General features: G+C 70.8%; 15 protein-coding genes and 1 pseudogene. 10 read left to right on the top strand and 6 right to left on the bottom strand.

The features are described 5' to 3' along the window. Nucleotides 1-97 precede the first annotated feature (97 nt). The 4 genes from metG to ASJ79_RS04030 all read left to right on the top strand — a co-directional run bounded on the left by metG (nucleotide 98) and on the right by ASJ79_RS04030 (nucleotide 5,077). Nucleotides 98-1,633: a methionine--tRNA ligase gene (metG, locus tag ASJ79_RS04045; RefSeq protein ID WP_067953431.1), complete on the top strand. Its 1,536-nt coding sequence runs from the start codon at nucleotides 98-100 to the stop codon at nucleotides 1,631-1,633. 102 nt (nucleotides 1,634-1,735) lie between these two features. Further along, nucleotides 1,736-2,905, top strand: coding sequence for an NAD(P)/FAD-dependent oxidoreductase (locus ASJ79_RS04040; RefSeq protein ID WP_067953429.1), 1,170 nt, complete (start codon nucleotides 1,736-1,738; stop codon nucleotides 2,903-2,905). Next, nucleotides 2,902-3,798 (top strand): RNA polymerase sigma-70 factor, encoded by an 897-nt coding sequence (locus tag ASJ79_RS04035; RefSeq protein ID WP_067953427.1) that lies wholly within the window; start codon nucleotides 2,902-2,904, stop codon nucleotides 3,796-3,798. Before ASJ79_RS04040 ends, ASJ79_RS04035 begins: the two co-directional genes overlap by 4 nt. 7 nt (nucleotides 3,799-3,805) lie before the next feature. After that, entirely contained in the window at nucleotides 3,806-5,077 is a 1,272-nt protein-coding gene (locus ASJ79_RS04030; protein ID WP_067953425.1) for an aminodeoxychorismate synthase component I, read from the top strand. Here ASJ79_RS04030 and rsmI read toward each other — a convergent pair. Further along, complete coding sequence (gene rsmI, locus ASJ79_RS04025; protein WP_067953424.1) at nucleotides 5,027-5,863, bottom strand: 16S rRNA (cytidine(1402)-2'-O)-methyltransferase; 837 nt, start codon at nucleotides 5,861-5,863, stop codon at nucleotides 5,027-5,029. The two genes, ASJ79_RS04030 and rsmI, sit on opposite strands and share 51 nt — an antisense overlap. A gap of 24 nt (nucleotides 5,864-5,887) precedes the next feature. On the opposite strand from rsmI, the gene ASJ79_RS04020 reads away from it, so the two are divergent. Then, complete coding sequence (locus ASJ79_RS04020) at nucleotides 5,888-7,438, top strand: dolichyl-phosphate-mannose--protein mannosyltransferase (RefSeq protein WP_067953422.1); 1,551 nt, start codon at nucleotides 5,888-5,890, stop codon at nucleotides 7,436-7,438. A 303-nt stretch (nucleotides 7,439-7,741) separates the two neighbouring features. Next, the gene (locus ASJ79_RS04015) at nucleotides 7,742-8,566 is read left to right on the top strand and encodes a hypothetical protein (protein WP_067953419.1); all 825 of its coding nucleotides are present in this window, start codon (nucleotides 7,742-7,744) and stop codon (nucleotides 8,564-8,566) included. Here ASJ79_RS04015 and arcA read toward each other — a convergent pair. Further along, nucleotides 8,563-9,771 carry an arginine deiminase gene (gene arcA / locus ASJ79_RS04010; RefSeq protein WP_067953418.1) on the bottom strand — a complete coding sequence of 403 codons (1,209 nt, stop codon included), beginning with the start codon at nucleotides 9,769-9,771 and terminating at the stop codon, nucleotides 8,563-8,565. The two genes, ASJ79_RS04015 and arcA, sit on opposite strands and share 4 nt — an antisense overlap. Nucleotides 9,772-9,817: 46 nt before the next feature. Here arcA and soxR point away from each other — a divergent pair, with 46 nt between their 5' ends. Beyond that, complete coding sequence (gene soxR / locus ASJ79_RS04005) at nucleotides 9,818-10,252, top strand: redox-sensitive transcriptional activator SoxR (protein WP_067953416.1); 435 nt, start codon at nucleotides 9,818-9,820, stop codon at nucleotides 10,250-10,252. A gap of 32 nt (nucleotides 10,253-10,284) precedes the next feature. Further along, entirely contained in the window at nucleotides 10,285-10,893 is a 609-nt protein-coding gene (locus ASJ79_RS04000; protein WP_067953413.1) for an alpha-ketoglutarate-dependent dioxygenase AlkB, read from the top strand. 7 nt (nucleotides 10,894-10,900) lie between these two features. On the opposite strand, the gene ASJ79_RS03995 is transcribed toward ASJ79_RS04000, so the two are convergent. From ASJ79_RS03995 to dapE, 3 genes and pseudogenes are all read right to left on the bottom strand, one after another. Next, the gene (locus tag ASJ79_RS03995; protein WP_067953411.1) at nucleotides 10,901-11,572 is read right to left on the bottom strand and encodes a DUF5642 family protein; all 672 of its coding nucleotides are present in this window, start codon (nucleotides 11,570-11,572) and stop codon (nucleotides 10,901-10,903) included. A 28-nt stretch (nucleotides 11,573-11,600) separates the two neighbouring features. Next, a complete protein-coding gene (locus ASJ79_RS03990) occupies nucleotides 11,601-11,870 on the bottom strand; it encodes a DUF5642 family protein (protein WP_369803608.1) in 270 nt (89 codons plus the stop codon). Continuing rightward, nucleotides 11,857-12,760 (bottom strand): annotated as a pseudogene (gene dapE, locus ASJ79_RS03985) (succinyl-diaminopimelate desuccinylase); the annotation flags it as partial. The pseudogene dapE and the gene ASJ79_RS03990, both read right to left, overlap by 14 nt. A 139-nt stretch (nucleotides 12,761-12,899) precedes the next feature. On the opposite strand from dapE, the gene dapD reads away from it, so the two are divergent. Next, nucleotides 12,900-13,844 carry a 2,3,4,5-tetrahydropyridine-2,6-dicarboxylate N-succinyltransferase gene (dapD, locus tag ASJ79_RS03980; RefSeq protein ID WP_067953409.1) on the top strand — a complete coding sequence of 315 codons (945 nt, stop codon included), beginning with the start codon at nucleotides 12,900-12,902 and terminating at the stop codon, nucleotides 13,842-13,844. 8 nt (nucleotides 13,845-13,852) lie between these two features. Here dapD and ASJ79_RS03975 read toward each other — a convergent pair whose 3' ends face one another. Further along, nucleotides 13,853-15,043 carry an ROK family transcriptional regulator gene (locus ASJ79_RS03975; RefSeq protein WP_231750713.1) on the bottom strand — a complete coding sequence of 397 codons (1,191 nt, stop codon included), beginning with the start codon at nucleotides 15,041-15,043 and terminating at the stop codon, nucleotides 13,853-13,855. Between the two features lie 53 nt (nucleotides 15,044-15,096). Between ASJ79_RS03975 and ASJ79_RS03970 the strand changes: the two genes are divergently transcribed. Then, nucleotides 15,097-15,638: MFS transporter (locus tag ASJ79_RS03970; protein ID WP_156448268.1), on the top strand; the 542-nt coding region annotated here is incomplete at its 3' end.

The raw sequence follows: 15,638 nt of genomic DNA, 5'->3' as shown, positions 1-15,638 counted from the left end.
AGATGGGTGTGAGCGTCGATGAGCGGGGTGAGGGGCTCCGGGACCGGCGGCGGCTCTCGCTTGGCACTCACGGCCCACACTCTAGGGTGAACCTCAAATGAGTGAGCCCTACTACATCACGACGGCGATCGCCTACCCCAACGGTGATCCGCACGTCGGACACGCCTACGAATACATCGCCACCGACGCGATCGCGCGGTTCAAGCGCCTCGACGGATTCGACGTCCGGTTCCTGACCGGAACCGACGTGCACGGGCTCAAGATGGCCGAGACCGCCGCCAAGCTCGGGGTGCCCACCGCCGAACTCGCGCGCGGCAACTCCGATGTGTTCCAGCGGCTGCAGGAGAAGCTCGACATCTCCTTCGACCGCTTCATCCGCACCAGCGACGCCGACCACTACGAGGCGTCCAAGGCGCTGTGGGCCCGCATGGTCGACGCCGGCGACGTCTACCTCGACACGTACTCGGGCTGGTACTCGGTGCGCGACGAACGGTTCTTCACCGAAGCCGAGACCACGGTCGGCGAGGACGGGGTCCGCGTCGCGACCGAGACCGGCACCCCGGTCACCTGGACCGAGGAGCAGACGTACTTCTTCCGGCTCTCGGCCTACACCGACCGGCTCCTGGCCCACTATGCGGCGCACCCGGAGTTCATCGAGCCCGAGGTGCGGCGCAACGAGGTGGTCAGCTTCGTCTCCGGTGGGCTGCGCGACCTGTCGATCTCGCGGACCACGTTCGACTGGGGCGTGCCGGTGCCCGGTCATCCCGACCACGTGATGTACGTGTGGGTGGACGCGCTGACCAACTACCTCACCGGTGTCGGCTTCCCCGACACCGAATCGGATGTGTTCCAACGCTATTGGCCGGCCGATATGCACATGATCGGCAAGGACATCATCCGTTTCCACACGGTGTACTGGCCGGCGTTCCTGATGTCGGCGGGTATCGAACTTCCGAAAAAGGTGTTCGCGCACGGCTTCCTGTTCAACCGCGGCGAGAAGATGAGCAAGTCGGTCGGCAACGTGGTCGACCCCAACGATCTGGTCGACACGTTCGGGGTGGACCAGCTGCGTTACTTCCTGCTGCGCGAGGTCTCGTTCGGCCAGGACGGCAGCTACAGCGAGGAAGGCATCATCGCGCGGATCAACGCCGACCTGGCCAACGAGTTCGGCAACCTGGCGCAACGCTCGCTGTCGATGGTCGCCAAGAACCTCGACGGCGTGGTGCCGCAGCCCGGCGAGTTCACCGCCGAGGACCTCGAGCTGCTCGACGCCGCCGGCGCGCTGCTGGAGCGGGTGCGCGGCCATTACGCCGCGACCGCCATGCATCTTGCGCTGGAGGCGATCTGGTCGGTGCTGGGCGCGGCCAACCGCTACTTCTCCGCGCAGGAACCCTGGGTGCTGCGCAAGACGGACGCGGACCGCTTCGCCACCGTGCTGTACACGACCCTGGAGGTGGTCCGCATCGCCGCGCTGCTGAGCCAGCCGGTGATGCCCGCCTCGACGGCCAAGCTGCTCGACCTGCTCGGCCAGCCCGAGGACCGGCGCGCGTTCGACGCCATCGGGACGCGCCTGGTTCCCGGCACCGTCCTCCCCGCCCCGTCGGGCGTCTTCCCCCGCTACCAGGCGGACTGACATGACCGAATCCGAGTGATCTGAACCACAATCGCCGGGTCGGTGTCACAGATCCGCGCCGGGCGGTGTCTTGAGGGCGCAAGCCCTTCGAGAGGAGACACCATGACCGCACCGCAGACCCACGTGATCGTGTTGGGCGGCGGCTACGCCGGCGTGATGGCAGCCAACCGGTTGATGTCACGTGACGACATCCGGGTGACCCTGGTCAACCCCCGGCCCCGGTTCGTCGAACGCATCCGGCTGCACCAGCTCGCCGCCGGCACCGACGACGCCGTCGAGGATTTCGCCACCGTGCTCAACGCCGGCGTGCGGCTGGTGGTGGACACCGCCGACCGCATCGACGCCGCGGCCCGCCGGGTGTCACTGGGTTCCGGTGCCGAACTGGACTACGACTACCTGGTCTACGCGATCGGCAGCACCGGTGCGGTGCCGGACGGGGTGCCGGGTGCCGCCGAATTCGCTTATCCACTCAGCGAATTCGAGCAAGCGCAGCAGTTGAGTGCACGGCTGGCCGAAGTCGCCACCCCGGCACCGATCGTGGTGGTCGGAGGTGGCCTGACCGGGATCGAGGCGGCCGCCGAGTTCGCCGAGGCCGGTCGCCCGGTGACGTTGGTCAGCCCGGTGGTCGGCCCGTCACTGAGCGGGCCCGGGCAACGGTCGGTGCTCAAGCGGTTGGCCAGGCTCGGGGTCACGACGGTCGCGGACACGGTCGTCTCCGTCGCCGCCGACCACGTGGTGTTGTCCGACGGCCGGTCGGTGCCGAGCGCGGTGACGGTGTGGACCGCCGGTTTCGGGGTTCCGGGGCTGGCCGCGGCCAGCGGGCTGACCACCGACGCGCTGGGCCGTCTCGTCACCGACGAGGCGCTGACGAGCGTCGACGACGACCGCATCGTCGCGGCAGGAGACGCCGCGGCCCCGTCGGGACTGCCGTACCGGATGAGTTGCCAGGCCGGCCTGCCACTGGGCGCGCAGGCCGCCGGGACGGTGCTGGCGCGGATCTCCGGCGCGGTGGCCGACCACGCCACCGTTCCGATGAACGGGCAGTGCATCAGCCTGGGCCGAGGCGCGGGCACGGTGCAGTTGCAGCGCAGCGACGACACCCCGGTGAACCTCTACATCGGCGGCCGCGCAGGCGCTTTCCTCAAGGAGCGGGTGTGCCGCTTCACGCTGAGGTTTCTCGGCGCCGAGGCGCGTAAGCCCGGCTCCTACCGGTCGCTGAAGGGACCGGACCGCTCCGAAGCGGTGGCGGCGGCGGTGGTTTCACTCCGATGACCGCCGCGCCGGGTGACGAACACGCCGAACGGTTCACCCATCTGCGTCCGCTGCTGTTCACGATCGCCTACGAGATCCTCGGCAGCGCCACCGAATCCGACGACGTGTTGCAGGAGAGCTACCTGCGCTGGGCCGAGGTCGACCTGTCCGGGGTGACCGACACCAAGGCCTACCTCGCCCGGCTCGTCACCCGGCAGGCGCTCAACGCACTGCGTGCGCAGTCCCGGCGGCGCGAGGAGTACGTCGGCCCATGGCTTCCCGAACCGCTTCTGACAGAAGCTGATCCGTCCGCGGACGTGGTGCTGGCCGAATCGGTGTCGATGGCGATGCTGGTGGTGTTGGAGACGCTGAGCCCCGACGAGCGGGCGGTGTTCGTGCTGCGGGAGGTGTTCGGGTTCGGGCACGACGAGATCGCCGCGGCGCTGGGCAGGTCCGCGGCCGCGGTGCGTCAGATGGCCCACCGCGCCCGCGAACACGTGCAGTCGCGGCGCAGGCGGTTCGAGCCCGTCGACCCGAAGCTGTCCACCGAAATCACCGCCAGGTTCTTCGCCGCGGCGGCCACCGGTGACCTGGACGGACTGATGGCGATGCTGGCACCGGACGTGGTGTGGACCGCCGACAGCGACGGCAAGGTCAGCGCGGCGCGCAGGCCGGTCGAGGGCGCGGACCGGGTGGCCAGGCTGATCCTGGGCTTCGTCCGGCTCGCGGGCACCGCGGGCAGGGTCGAGCCCGCGATCTACAACAGCGCGCCGGCGCTGGTGCTCTACCTCGACGACAACCTCGAGGGCGTGGTGACCTTCGAGGTGGTCGACGGCCGGGTCACCAATTTCTACGCCATGCGCAACCCGGAGAAGCTGGCAGGAGTGAAGGTGCCGCGACAGATCAGCCGATAATGGGTCGGTGCGCATCGAGCGGCTCGGCGACCTGGGGAGTGCCCCGGCGGTACTGCGCGCGCTCGCGGACGCGACGTCACGACGCGGTCTGCCGCCGCCGGCGGCGCTCACCGGGGAGTGGTTCGGCTCCCGCGCGGTGATCGCACCGTCACTGGACGCGGCCGCCGTGGCACCCGGAAGCGTCTTCGACGTCTCCCCCGGCGCCCGGCAGGACGGTCCGGTCGGCGGCGGCTGGTTCGGCTATCTGTCATACCCCGACGCCGGCGCCGACGGGCTGGGTCCGCGCATCCCGGAGGCCGCCGGCGGATGGTCGGACTCGGTGCTCAGGTGTGACCGCGACGGCCACTGGTGGCACGAAAGCCTCGACGGCGCAGCGCTTCCCGGCTGGGTGTCGGAGGCGTTGCGATCGGCGCCGGTGCCGCGCGACGCCGTCGTCGCCTGGGGTGAGGCCGATCAGGACGCGCACCGGCGCGGGGTGCTGGGCTGTCTCGACGCGATCGCGGCGGGCGAGGTGTACCAGGCGTGTGTGTGCACGCAGTTCGCCGGCATACTCGACGGCACGCCGGCCGACTTCTTCGTCGAGGCGGCCACGCGGACGGCGCCGGCCCGCGCGGCGTTCGTGGCCGGGGACTGGGGCGCGGTGGCGTCGCTGTCGCCGGAGTTGTTCCTGCGGCGCTGCGGTGAGGCGGTGACGTCGAGCCCGATCAAGGGGACGCTGCCGGAGCGGGCGGACCCGGCGGCGCTGCGGTCGTCGGTCAAGGACGTCGCGGAGAACATCATGATCGTCGACCTGGTCCGCAACGACCTGGGCCGGGTCGCGCGCACCGGTTCGGTGTCGGTGCCCGAGCTGCTCGCCGTCCGGCCGGCACCGGGCGTGTGGCATCTGGTCTCGACGGTGTCGGCCACGGTGCCCGCCGAACTGCCGATGGCGGATCTGCTGGAGGCGACGTTCCCGCCGGCGTCGGTGACCGGCACGCCGAAGGCGAGGGCCCGCCGCCTGCTGACCGGCTGGGAGCCGTCACGACGAGGGATCTATTGCGGCACAGTCGGTCTGGCGTCACCGGTGGCCGGTTGCGAGCTCAACGTCGCGATCCGCACCGTGGAGTTCAGCCCCAGCGGCGGCGCGGTGCTCGGCGTCGGCGGAGGCATCACCGCCGACTCGGATCCCACCCGCGAGTGGGAGGAGTGCCTGCACAAGGCGGCGCCGATCCTCGGGTGCGCCACGGGCTCACCGACGCGCGCGCAGCACCGCGTCGTAGAGCTCCCGCTTAGACGGTGACCCGGGGTGCGCGGCGACCACCTGCGCACACGCGTCCTTGACCCGCATGCCGTCGTCGACCAGCTGGTTCACCTCGGCCACCAGCGCCTCCGGGTCCGCGGACGGTGTCGCACCGTCCAGCACGACGGTGATCTCGCCGAGCACCCCGTCGGCGGCCCAGTCGGCGAGCTCCCCCAGGGACCCGCGCACGATCTCCTCGTGCGTCTTGGTCAGTTCCCGGCATACCACCGCACGACGCCCCGCGCCGAGCACCTCGACGGCGTCGCCGAGAGTGTCCGCCAGCCGGCGCGGCGACTCGAAGAACACGCACGTGCGCGGCTCGGCCGCCAGCGACTGCAACCAGGTGCGGCGGGCCGCCTGCCGGCGCGGCGCGAACCCTTCGAAGCAGAACCGCTCCGAGGGCAGGCCCGCGACCGCCAGCGCGGTCGTGACCGCGGACGGACCGGGCAGGCACTGGACGGTCAGCGCGTTCTCCACGCACGCCGCCACCAGGCGGTAACCGGGATCGCTGATCAGCGGCATGCCGGCGTCGCTGACCAGCAGCACCGTCGCCCCGCCCTTGATGTCGTCGAGCAGCGCCGGCACCCGGGACGCCTCGTTCTGGTCGTAGAGGCTGACGATGCGTCCGGCGGGCTTCACCTCGAGCGCGGTCGCGAGCGTGCGGACCCGGCGGGTGTCCTCGGCGGCGATCACGTCGGCGCTGCGCAGCGCGCGTACCAGGCGTGCCGACGCATCCGACGGCTGTCCCAGCGGCGTGGCGCCCACCAGCAGTCGTCCGGCCGTCATATCTGACAGCCTACGATCGCAGGCGTGACTGCCCCGACCGACCAACTCGAGAGAAGCGGTCGTCCGGTCCCGGTCATCAGCCCCGGCCCGATCGTGCCGGTCGCGGATTTCGGCCCGCTGGACCGGCTGCAGGGCTGGGTGATGACGGCCGTCATCACCGCGTTGGCGGCGGTCACCCGCTTCCTGAACCTCGGCTCCCCCACCGACGCGGGCACCCCGATCTTCGACGAGAAGCACTACGCCCCGCAGGCCTGGCAGATGCTGCACAACGGCGGCGTCGAGGACAACCCCGGCTACGGCCTGGTGGTCCATCCGCCGGTCGGCAAACAGCTGATCGCGATCGGCGAGGCGATCTTCGGTTACAACGGCCTGGGCTGGCGCTTCTCCGGCGCGGTGTGCGGGGTGATCCTCGTGCTGCTGGTGGTGCGCATCGTCCGGCGCATCAGCCGGTCCACCCTCCTCGGCGGTGTCGCCGGGCTGCTGCTGATCGCCGACGGCGTCAGCTTCGTCACGGCGCGCACGGCGCTGCTCGACGGCTTCCTGACGGTGTTCGTGGTGGCGGCGTTCGGCTGCCTGATCGTCGACCGTGACCAGGTCCGGGAACGGATGCACCTCGCGTTTCTGCAGGGCCGCATCACGGAGACGACGTGGGGGCCGCGGCTCGGTGTGCGGTGGTGGCGGTTCGGCGCCGGCGTGCTGCTCGGCCTGGCCTGCGCGACCAAGTGGTCCGGGCTGTACTTCGTGATGTTCTTCGGCGTGATGACGGTGGCTTTCGACGTCGCCGCGCGCAGGCAGTACCGTGTCTCGCGTCCGTGGCTGGGCACCTTCCGGCGCGATGTCGGCCCGTCGCTGTACGCGCTGGTGCTGATCCCGTTCGGGGTGTACCTGGCGTCGTACACGCCGTGGTTCGCGTCGGAGACGGCCGTGAACCGTTACGAGGTGGGCCGCTCGATCGGACCCGACAGCGTGCTGCCGATCCCCGACGCGATCCGGTCGCTGTGGCACTACACCTACGCCGCGTACCGCTTCCATTCCGGACTGACCAACGCCGACGGCAACCACCACCCGTGGGAGTCCAAGCCGTGGACCTGGCCGATGTCGTTGCGGCCGGTGTTGTACGCGATCGACACCGAGAACGTGGCGGGGTGCGGGGCCCAGTCGTGCGTCAAGGCCGTCATGCTGGTGGGCACGCCGGCGATGTGGTTCCTGGCGGTACCCGTGCTGGCCTGGGCGGTGTGGCGGGCGTTCGTCAAGCGGGACTGGCGGTACGCCGTGCTGCTGGTCGGCTACAGCGCCGGCATCCTGCCCTGGTTCGCCGACATCGACCGGCAGATGTACTTCTTCTACGCCGCGACCATGGCGCCGTTCCTGGTCATGATCATCGCGATGATCCTCGGCGACATCCTCTACAAACCCGGCCAGAACGCCGAGCGCCGAACACTGGGGCTGCTGGTGGTGTGCGGCTATGTCGCGCTGGTGATCACGAACTTCGCGTGGCTCTATCCGATCCTGACCGGCCTGCCGATCTCTCAGCACACGTGGAACATGCAGATCTGGCTACCGTCCTGGCGATAGGCCGGCGGGGCACCACCGGTGACCCGATGCTCCACGCCAGATCGACACCACGGCTGTGATTTCGTGCCTCCCGTCGGATATCGCAACCCTGATGTCGATCACGGCCCGAGATCGACATCAGGGCTGCGTTCTGGTCGGTGCCGCCGCCGTCGGCGACCCTGACGTCAACCTCGCCTCGAGCGCCCGGGCAAGTCGGTCGACCCCTGGCGGGCCCGCTCCCCAATCCCGATCCGATCCACAGGCGGGAGGCGGATCGGCCGGCGCGGCGACCGACACGTCGGTGCACGTGCACACGCTCGGACCGTGGACAGACCGATCATCGGCAGCGAGGCCATCGATGCCGGGCTACTCACGCGCGGCGCCCTGCGCTGGAACTATCGCGCGATACTGCCCGACGTTTACCTGCCGGCGGGCGCGCGCCGAAGCATCCTGAACAGGGCCTACGCCGCGTGGCTGTGGACCGGCCGGCAAGGGGTCATCGCGGGCCGGACCGCGGCCGCGCTGTACGGCGTCGCCGGCGTCGAGGATGACGCGCCGATCGAGATCATCGCGAAGCCCAGGCGGGCCCAACCCGGCGTCGTCGTCCGCGACGAGCGACTGGAGGCCGACGAGATCGGGATCTACGGTGAGCTGTCGATCACCACGCCCGCGCGCACGGCTTTCGACCTCGCCAGGCGGCTGCCCCGCGACGAAGCGGTCGTCCACCTCGACATGCTCGCCGACTGCACCGAGATCTCCCGAACGGACGTGGCGCCGCTGCAGCAGCGGTACCGGACGGCGCGGGGGACCGTCAACGCCTACGACGCGCTCGAGGTGATGGACGGCGGCTCTCGGTCACCGGAGGAGACCAGGGTACGGCTCTGGCTCATCGACGCCGGTCTTCCGCATCCCCAGACCAGCATCCCGGTCGCGGACCACCGCTGGGAGTCGACTGTCGGTATCGGCTGGCGGGACGCCCGGGTCGGGGTGCAGTGGGCCGAACACCGCCCCAACCTGACAAGCGACATCCTCTTCCGCGATCTGCTGAGCCGGCTCGGCTGGCAGCTGATCGAGGTGGCGCCGCTGCACGGTCCGTGGAATGTGGTCGGTCGATGCCGGGACGCGCTGCGGCGCCGGGGGTTTCGCTAGAGCGGGTCGCGGCCGGCCGGGCACGACATGCAGCGCGGGCCGCCGCGGCCGGTGCCCAGCTCCGAGGCCGCGATCGGCAGCACCTCGATACCGGAATCCGCGAGGCGCGCGTTGGTCTCGGTGTTGCGTTCGTAGGCGACCACGACGCCGGGCGCCAACGCCAGCGTGTTGTTGCCGTCGTCCCACTGCTCACGCTCGGCGGTGACGGGGTCGAGCCCGGTGTCGATCACCCGCAGCTTGCCGATGCCCATCGCGTCCGCCGCGGCGTCGACGAACGGCGCCGCACGGTCGATCTTCACCCCACCGGACCGGCGCCGGATCGTGAAGGCCGTCAACGAGTGCTGGATGTTCGGGTACATCACCACGGCGTCGGTGTCGACCATCGTGCACACCGTGTCCAGATGCATCTGCGCGCGTTCCTGCGCGATCGGCACGGCCAGCACGGTGTGTGCGAGATCGTCGTCGAACAGGCTGCGCGCCAACGCCTCCGCGCCCGCAGGCGTGGTCCGCTCCCCCACCCCGACGGCCACCACACCGGGCGCCAGCAACAGCACGTCACCGCCCTCGATCGGCGCCGACCGGGATTCGTAGGCCCGCCGCGCGCCGAGGAACCGCGGATGGTGGGCATAGATCAGGTCGGTCAGCGAGGTCTCCCGCACCCGGGCATGCATCGACAGCGAAGTGATGGCCACCCGCGGACCGATCCAGAACGACGAGTCCCGGGTGAACAACAGGTTCGGCAGCGGGTCGATGACGAAATCGCCGCCGTGGTGCATGCGGCGCACCAGCGACAGCTCGTTCTCCCCGAACGGCAACTCGTCGAAGGTCATCCCGGCCATCAGCACCCGGGCCAGCGCACCGGCGTCGAGCGTGCGCAGGTATGCCGAGAGTTCCTGCGCCAGCGGCACACCGAGACGGCGGGCATCGACCGCGGCGGAGATGCCGTGCATCCGGGCCGCGCCGCTCTTGGCCAGCGCCTCGGTGAGGAGGTCACCGAGCAGCAGTACCTCGACCCCGCGCGAGCGCAGCAACTCGGCGAACGCGTCGTGCTCCTGCTGAGCTCTGGCCACCCACGGCAACCCGTCGAACAGCAGCGTGTCGTTGTTGCGGGGCGTCAGGCGTTGCAACTCGGGTCCCGGGCGGTGCAGGATGACCACCCGCAGCGTGCCGACCTCCGAATTGCATCCGAGCGCCGCATCAGTCACGTGTAGCACCGTAACCCGAACAGTCACCTCAACTAGGGTTGAGGTCATGGAGTGGCCGCACGAACTCACGCCGAGCGAGATGTCGGCACGCAGCGGGGTCGCGGTGTCGGCGTTGCACTTCTACGAGCGCGAAGGCCTCATCACGAGCAGGCGCACCGGCGGCAATCAGCGGCGCTACTCACGGGACACGCTGCGCCGCGTCGCGTTCATCCGGATGTCGCAGCGACTCGGCATCCCGCTGGCCCGCATCCGCGAGGCGCTCGCGACGCTGCCCTCCGACCGGGTGCCCACCAGCAAGGACTGGGCCAAGCTCTCCGCGGGCTGGCGCGAGGACCTCGATCAGCGCATCCTGCACCTGCAGCGGCTGCGGGACAACCTCGCCGGCTGCATCGGCTGCGGCTGCCTGAGCCTGAAGGTGTGCGCGCTGGCCAATCCCGGAGACATGCTCGCCGAGGAGGGACCCGGCCCGGTCCGGCTCTGAGATTTCGAACGCCTGTGCGATAGACTGCCCGCATGGAGCCGGCTCTGCAAAGCTCTCTGTTCGACCACTCCGAGCGCCGCGACCTCGGCAACGGCGCGTGGCTGGAGGTGCGGTCGGGCTGGTTGTCCCAGGACGGTTCGGCCGACGACGCGCTTTTCGGCGAGCTCCGCGATCAGATCCCGTGGCGGGCCGAGCGGCGGCAGATGTACGAACGGGTGCTCGACGTGCCGCGGCTGGTGAGTTTCCACCACCTGGTCGACGACCCGGCACCGCACCCGCGCCTGAAGCAGCTGCGCCGCCGGCTCAACGACGCGTACGCCGGAGAGCTCGGCGAACCGTTCGTCACCGCGGGCCTGTGCCTGTACCGCGACGGCAACGACAGCGTTGCCTGGCACGGCGACAACATCGGCCGCAGCAGCACCGAGGACACCATGGTCGCCATCGTGGGTCTCGGTGCCACAAGGGTTTTCGCGCTCAGGCCGCGCGGGGGCGGGCCGTCGTTGCGGCTGCGGCACTGTCACGGTGACCTGCTGGTGATGGGCGGCTCGTGTCAGCGCACGTGGGAGCACGCCGTCCCGAAGACCGCGCGTCCGACCGGGCCGCGCATCAGCATCCAGTTCCGCCCGCAGGACGTCCGCTGACGGCGGCTCAGCCCTTCACCAGCTCGACCGTCCGCGCGACGAGGTCGCGGGCCCGCGCGGTGTCGACCTGGGCGACCGGCTTGTCGGCGACCACGAGCGGGTTGGCGGTGACGATCACGATGAACGTCCCGAACTTGGCGACGTAGTTGTAGAGCTCGCCGGTGCGCGGGCCCTGCTGCGTCGTCGTCTGCAACACCCGGTGGGTGCCGACGGTGTGCACCTCGTCGATCTGCGGGGCGTCCACGACCTCGACGAGGCCGCGCATCCCGGGGCCGGTGAAGGCCACCTTGCGGCACTGCTCGGTGGGCACACTGACCGGGACGGGCTCGGAGGTCTCGACCGCGATGACGATGTAGCGCACGCCGTCGCCTTCGGCGGTGGTGGCCGCCATGTTCCCCTTGACGCCCTCCGGGATGGCCTGTTCACCGGCGGCCTGCCCGCAGTCGGCCGGATCGAAGGTCAGGCCGGGCGGCAACTTCTGCGCGGTGAGGTACTGCGGGTCGATCCCCGCCGGACCCACGGAGTTCACCGCGAACGACGCGGGAAACTGCGACTTGAGCTCCGTGACCCTGGCGATGTCGGCGTTCGAGAGGTCCTCGGACTGCGCGGCGCTGCATCCGGTGGCCAGCGCGACGCACATCACCGCAGCGATCACCCGGGGGTTCGGAGGCTTCGACATCGCCGCCAATGTACCTGCGCGGGCCTGCTCAACCGCGCAGCGCCGACACCGTTTCGGTGAGCAGTCCGGATGCGAAGTCGGCGCCGAGTGCGGGATGCGGTGACCCGGGATCGGTGAGCACGGCGACGAAACAGATGTACTCCCCCAGGTAGGCGACGAACGTCTCCGCGTGCGTGCGGGTCTCGGTGCCGCCTTCGACGACGGTGGTGGCGGCGGTGCGCATCCCGACCGTCCGGGCGGCGGGGATGTCGGGGCCCGGCACATCCGTCACCACGCCGGTCGTATGACCGGACGTCACCGTCCACTGCGGGCATTCCGGCGCCGGCGGCGCGGCCGGGTCAACCCCGGCAGCGCGCCGGCGGCGGAGTCGGTGAGTTCGATCGCGACGTCGAGCCCGTCGAACACCTCGCACACGTGGGCGTGGGCCTGCTCGACGCTGCGGTCCGGGGCGAACCGGAAGTTCACGGTGACGCTCGCCGAGTCGGGGATCACGTTGCCTGCGATGCCGCCGTCGATCCGCACCGCCGACAACCCTTCGCGGTAGACGCAGCCGTCGATGTCGACGCTGCGCGCCGGGTAGGCCTTCAGCCGGGCGAGGACGTCACCCAACTTGTGGATCGCGTTGTCGCCCAACCACGACCGGGCCGAGTGCGCCCGGGTGCCGGTCGCGCTGACGATCACCCGCAGGGTGCCCTGGCAGCCGGCCTCGACGAAGCCGCCGGACGGTTCGCCGAGGATCGCGACGTCGGCGGCCAGCCAGTCGGGCAGCTCCCGCTCGATGCGGCCGAGCCCGTTGGCGGAGGCCTCGATCTCCTCGCAGTCGTACATGACCAGCGTGATGTCGTGAGCGGGTTCGGTGACGGTGGCCGCCAGGTGCAGGAACACCGCGTCCCCGGATTTCATGTCCGAGGTTCCGCAGCCGTGCAGCACGCCGTCGGCCAGCCGGCTGGGCAGGTTGCCTGCCGCGGGCACGGTGTCGGTGTGCCCGGCCAGCAGCACCCGCGACGGCCGGCCGAAGTCGGTGCGGGCCAGTACGGCGTCACCGTTGCGGAGGACCTCGAAGCCGGTGGTCTGTGTACGGAGCGCGCTCTCGATCTCGTCGGCGATGCGCTTCTCGTGGCGAGACTCGCTCGGGATGTCCACCAGCGCGGCGGTCAACGCGACCGGATCACCGTGTAGGTCGAGCACAGGACCACGGTAGCGGAGGTCGGCGCCGGCCTCCGCAACCTGCCATGACCCTTCTCTGTTGCTGTAGACCAATTCGACTCCACGGCTGCCGGTCAGCCCACGGATGCACCGATCACACCCACCGGTAACCTGAAGCACCGTGACAGGAGCATCAGGCATCGGCGTGGCGACCATCGCGGCCGACGGATCGGTTCTCGACACCTGGTTCCCGGCCCCGGAACTGACCGCGGGCGGCGAGCCGGGAACCGCGCGTCTCTCGGTGGCCGAGGTGCCCGGCGAGCTTGCCGCGCTGGCGGGCCGCGACGAGGACCGCGACGTGGACGTCGTCGTGGTGCGCACGGTGATCGCGTCGCTGGAGGACAAGGCCGTCGACGCGTACGACGCGTACCTGCGGCTCCATCTGCTCTCGCACCGCCTGGTCGCGCCGCACGGGCTGAACGCCGACGGGCTGTTCGGGGTGCTCACCAACGTCGTATGGACCAGTCACGGCCCGTGCGCGGTCGACGGATTCGAGACGGTCCGGGCCCGGCTGCGCCGCCGCGGGCAGGTCGCGGTCTACGGCGTCGACAAGTTCCCGCGCATGGTCGACTACGTGCTGCCCTCCGGCGTGCGGATCGCCGACGCCGACCGGGTACGCCTCGGCGCGCACCTGGCGCCGGGCACCACCGTCATGCACGAGGGCTTCGTGAACTTCAACGCCGGCACGCTCGGCAGTTCCATGGTCGAGGGCCGTATCTCGGCGGGCGTCGTCGTCGACGACGGTTCCGACATCGGCGGCGGCGCGTCGATCATGGGCACGCTGTCCGGCGGCGGCACGCAGGTGATCTCGGTCGGCAAGCGCTGCCTGCTCGGCGCCAACGCCGGGCTGGGGATCTCCCTCGGCGACGACTGCGTCGTCGAGGCCGGGCTGTACGTCACCGCGGGCACCAAGGTCACCACCTCCGACGGCGAGACCGTCAAGGCCCGCGAGCTCTCCGGTGCCGACAACCTGTTGTTCCGCCGTAACTCGGTCACCGGTGCAGTCGAGGTGGTCAAGCGCGACGGCACGGGCATCACGCTCAACGAAGCCCTGCACGCGAACTAGCCCGGCCCTCAAACCCGCTGGCGCTCAGCCCAATCGGCGAGACCGGCCGGGCTGGTGACATGGTCCATCGCCATGATGACCGCGCCGTGCAGTGTTGCCTCCTCGCCGTGCTCGGCGTCACGCACCGGCGGCGGGGCGTCCTGCCGGTAGGCCATCAGGGCGTCGCGGTAGGCCGTGTCGAAGGCGCCGGCGGCGGCGGCCCGCAGGCCCGCACCGACGCCGCCCAGGGTGATCACGTCCGGGTCGTGCAGGTTCACCAACGCCCCGATACCGCGGCCCAATGACGCCGCGACAATGTCCAGCGCCTGCCGCGTCCGGGCGTCGCGGGGCTCCTCGAGCATCCGGTGCACGTAGCCGACCGGGTCCTCGGGCGGCGCATCCCCGCGCAGCCGGGCCAGCGCGCGCCCGTCGACGGTCAGATCCCAGCATCCGCGGGCTCCACACGGGCAGGCCAACGCCGGGTCGCCGAACGGGACGTGACCGTACTCGCCCGCAGCCCCGTGAGCGCCGCACAGCGGTATGCCGTCGACGACCACGGTGCCGCCGATGCCCTGCGCGACGATCAGGTGCAGCGAGGTGCCCGCGTCGCGCGCGGCGCCCGTGCGGGCTTCGGCCAGCCCCGCCCAGGTGGCGTCGTTCCCGATCAGCAGCGCCACCGCCGCGCGGCGCGGGATCCTGCTCGTCAGCACCGACAGGTCGACGTCGCGACGGCGCCGCGACGTGAACTGCACCAGCTTCGCATCGCTGACCGTGCCCGCGAACGAGACCGCAAGAGCATTGACCCGCTTCGCGTTTCGTCGATAGGCAGTGCCGATGGCATCGGCCAGCCGGTCCAGCGCCACGTCGAGTTCGTCGTCGGAGTATGCGCCCCCGGCCACCGGACGCGGGCGACCGTCGATGCCGGCCACAGCGAGCCGCCAGTCGGCGGCCCGCACCTCGGCCGCCAGCACCAGCGGTCCGTCGGGATGCGGGCCCAGCACCGTCGTGGGCCTGCCCCGGCCCTGGGCGGGCGCCGGCGTCTCGTCGAGCAACCGCGCCTGCCTCAGCCGCGCGACCATGTCGGCCGCTCCGCCGGTGCCGATACCCAGTCGCTGCGCGGCCGCCGCCCGGGTGATGCCGGGCTCGGCGCGCACCACACCGATCAGTTGCGCGGCGCCCAGCCACCGCGTGTACGCGGCATGCCGCGGGTCGTCAGACATCGTCGAGAAGTATTCCATTTGATTAGACTCAGCTGACGAGTATATTCGGCGCCATGACTGCGACCGCCCCGCCGGACCCCGGTTTGCGTGCGAATCTGCCCGGGCTGTTCTGCCTGGCGGCCGCGTCGTGCCTGGCGGTCACCACCGAGATGCTGCCCGTGGGCCTGCTGCCGCAGATCGGCGCCGCGTTCGGCGTCTCCGATTCGGCGGCAGGTCTGCTGGTCGGCCTCTATGCGGTGATGGTGGCCGCACTGGCCGTGCCGCTGACGGTGGCCACCACCAGGTTCGCCCGCAAACCCCTGCTGATGGCCACCATCGCCGGTTACGCGCTGAGCAACGCCGTGGTCGCGGCGGCGCCCGGGTTCGCCGTCGTCGCTGCCGGACGCACGCTCGGCGGCGTCACCCACGCGCTGTTCTTCTCGCTGGTGATCGGCTACGCCCCGCGGTTGGTGCCCGAGGGCAGCGTCGGGCGTGCGCTGGCGCTGGCGGCCGGCGGCGCCTCGGCGGGGGTGGTGGCAGGACCAAGACGGAGGGTGGCATCGAGTGTCGCGGAACTCGTTGCCCTCCGGCTTCCTCGTCACCGAACGATCGGCGT

It is taken from the genome of Mycobacterium sp. NAZ190054, assembly GCF_001545925.1.
Taxonomy (GTDB): domain Bacteria; phylum Actinomycetota; class Actinomycetes; order Mycobacteriales; family Mycobacteriaceae; genus Mycobacterium.
Note: the sequence above shows the minus strand (reverse complement) of the source record. Positions and strands in the feature narration are given on the sequence as shown.

Coding starts and splice junctions, on each gene's coding strand:
- metG (WP_067953431.1), top strand. CDS start 98: ATGAGTGAGCCCTACTACATCACGACGGCGATCGCCTACCCCAACGGT.
- ASJ79_RS04040 (WP_067953429.1), top strand. CDS start 1,736: ATGACCGCACCGCAGACCCACGTGATCGTGTTGGGCGGCGGCTACGCC.
- ASJ79_RS04035 (WP_067953427.1), top strand. CDS start 2,902: ATGACCGCCGCGCCGGGTGACGAACACGCCGAACGGTTCACCCATCTG.
- rsmI (WP_067953424.1), bottom strand. CDS start 5,863: ATGACGGCCGGACGACTGCTGGTGGGCGCCACGCCGCTGGGACAGCCG.
- soxR (WP_067953416.1), top strand. CDS start 9,818: ATGGAGTGGCCGCACGAACTCACGCCGAGCGAGATGTCGGCACGCAGC.
- ASJ79_RS04000 (WP_067953413.1), top strand. CDS start 10,285: ATGGAGCCGGCTCTGCAAAGCTCTCTGTTCGACCACTCCGAGCGCCGC.
- ASJ79_RS03995 (WP_067953411.1), bottom strand. CDS start 11,572: ATGTCGAAGCCTCCGAACCCCCGGGTGATCGCTGCGGTGATGTGCGTC.
- ASJ79_RS03975 (WP_231750713.1), bottom strand. CDS start 15,043: ATGTCTGACGACCCGCGGCATGCCGCGTACACGCGGTGGCTGGGCGCC.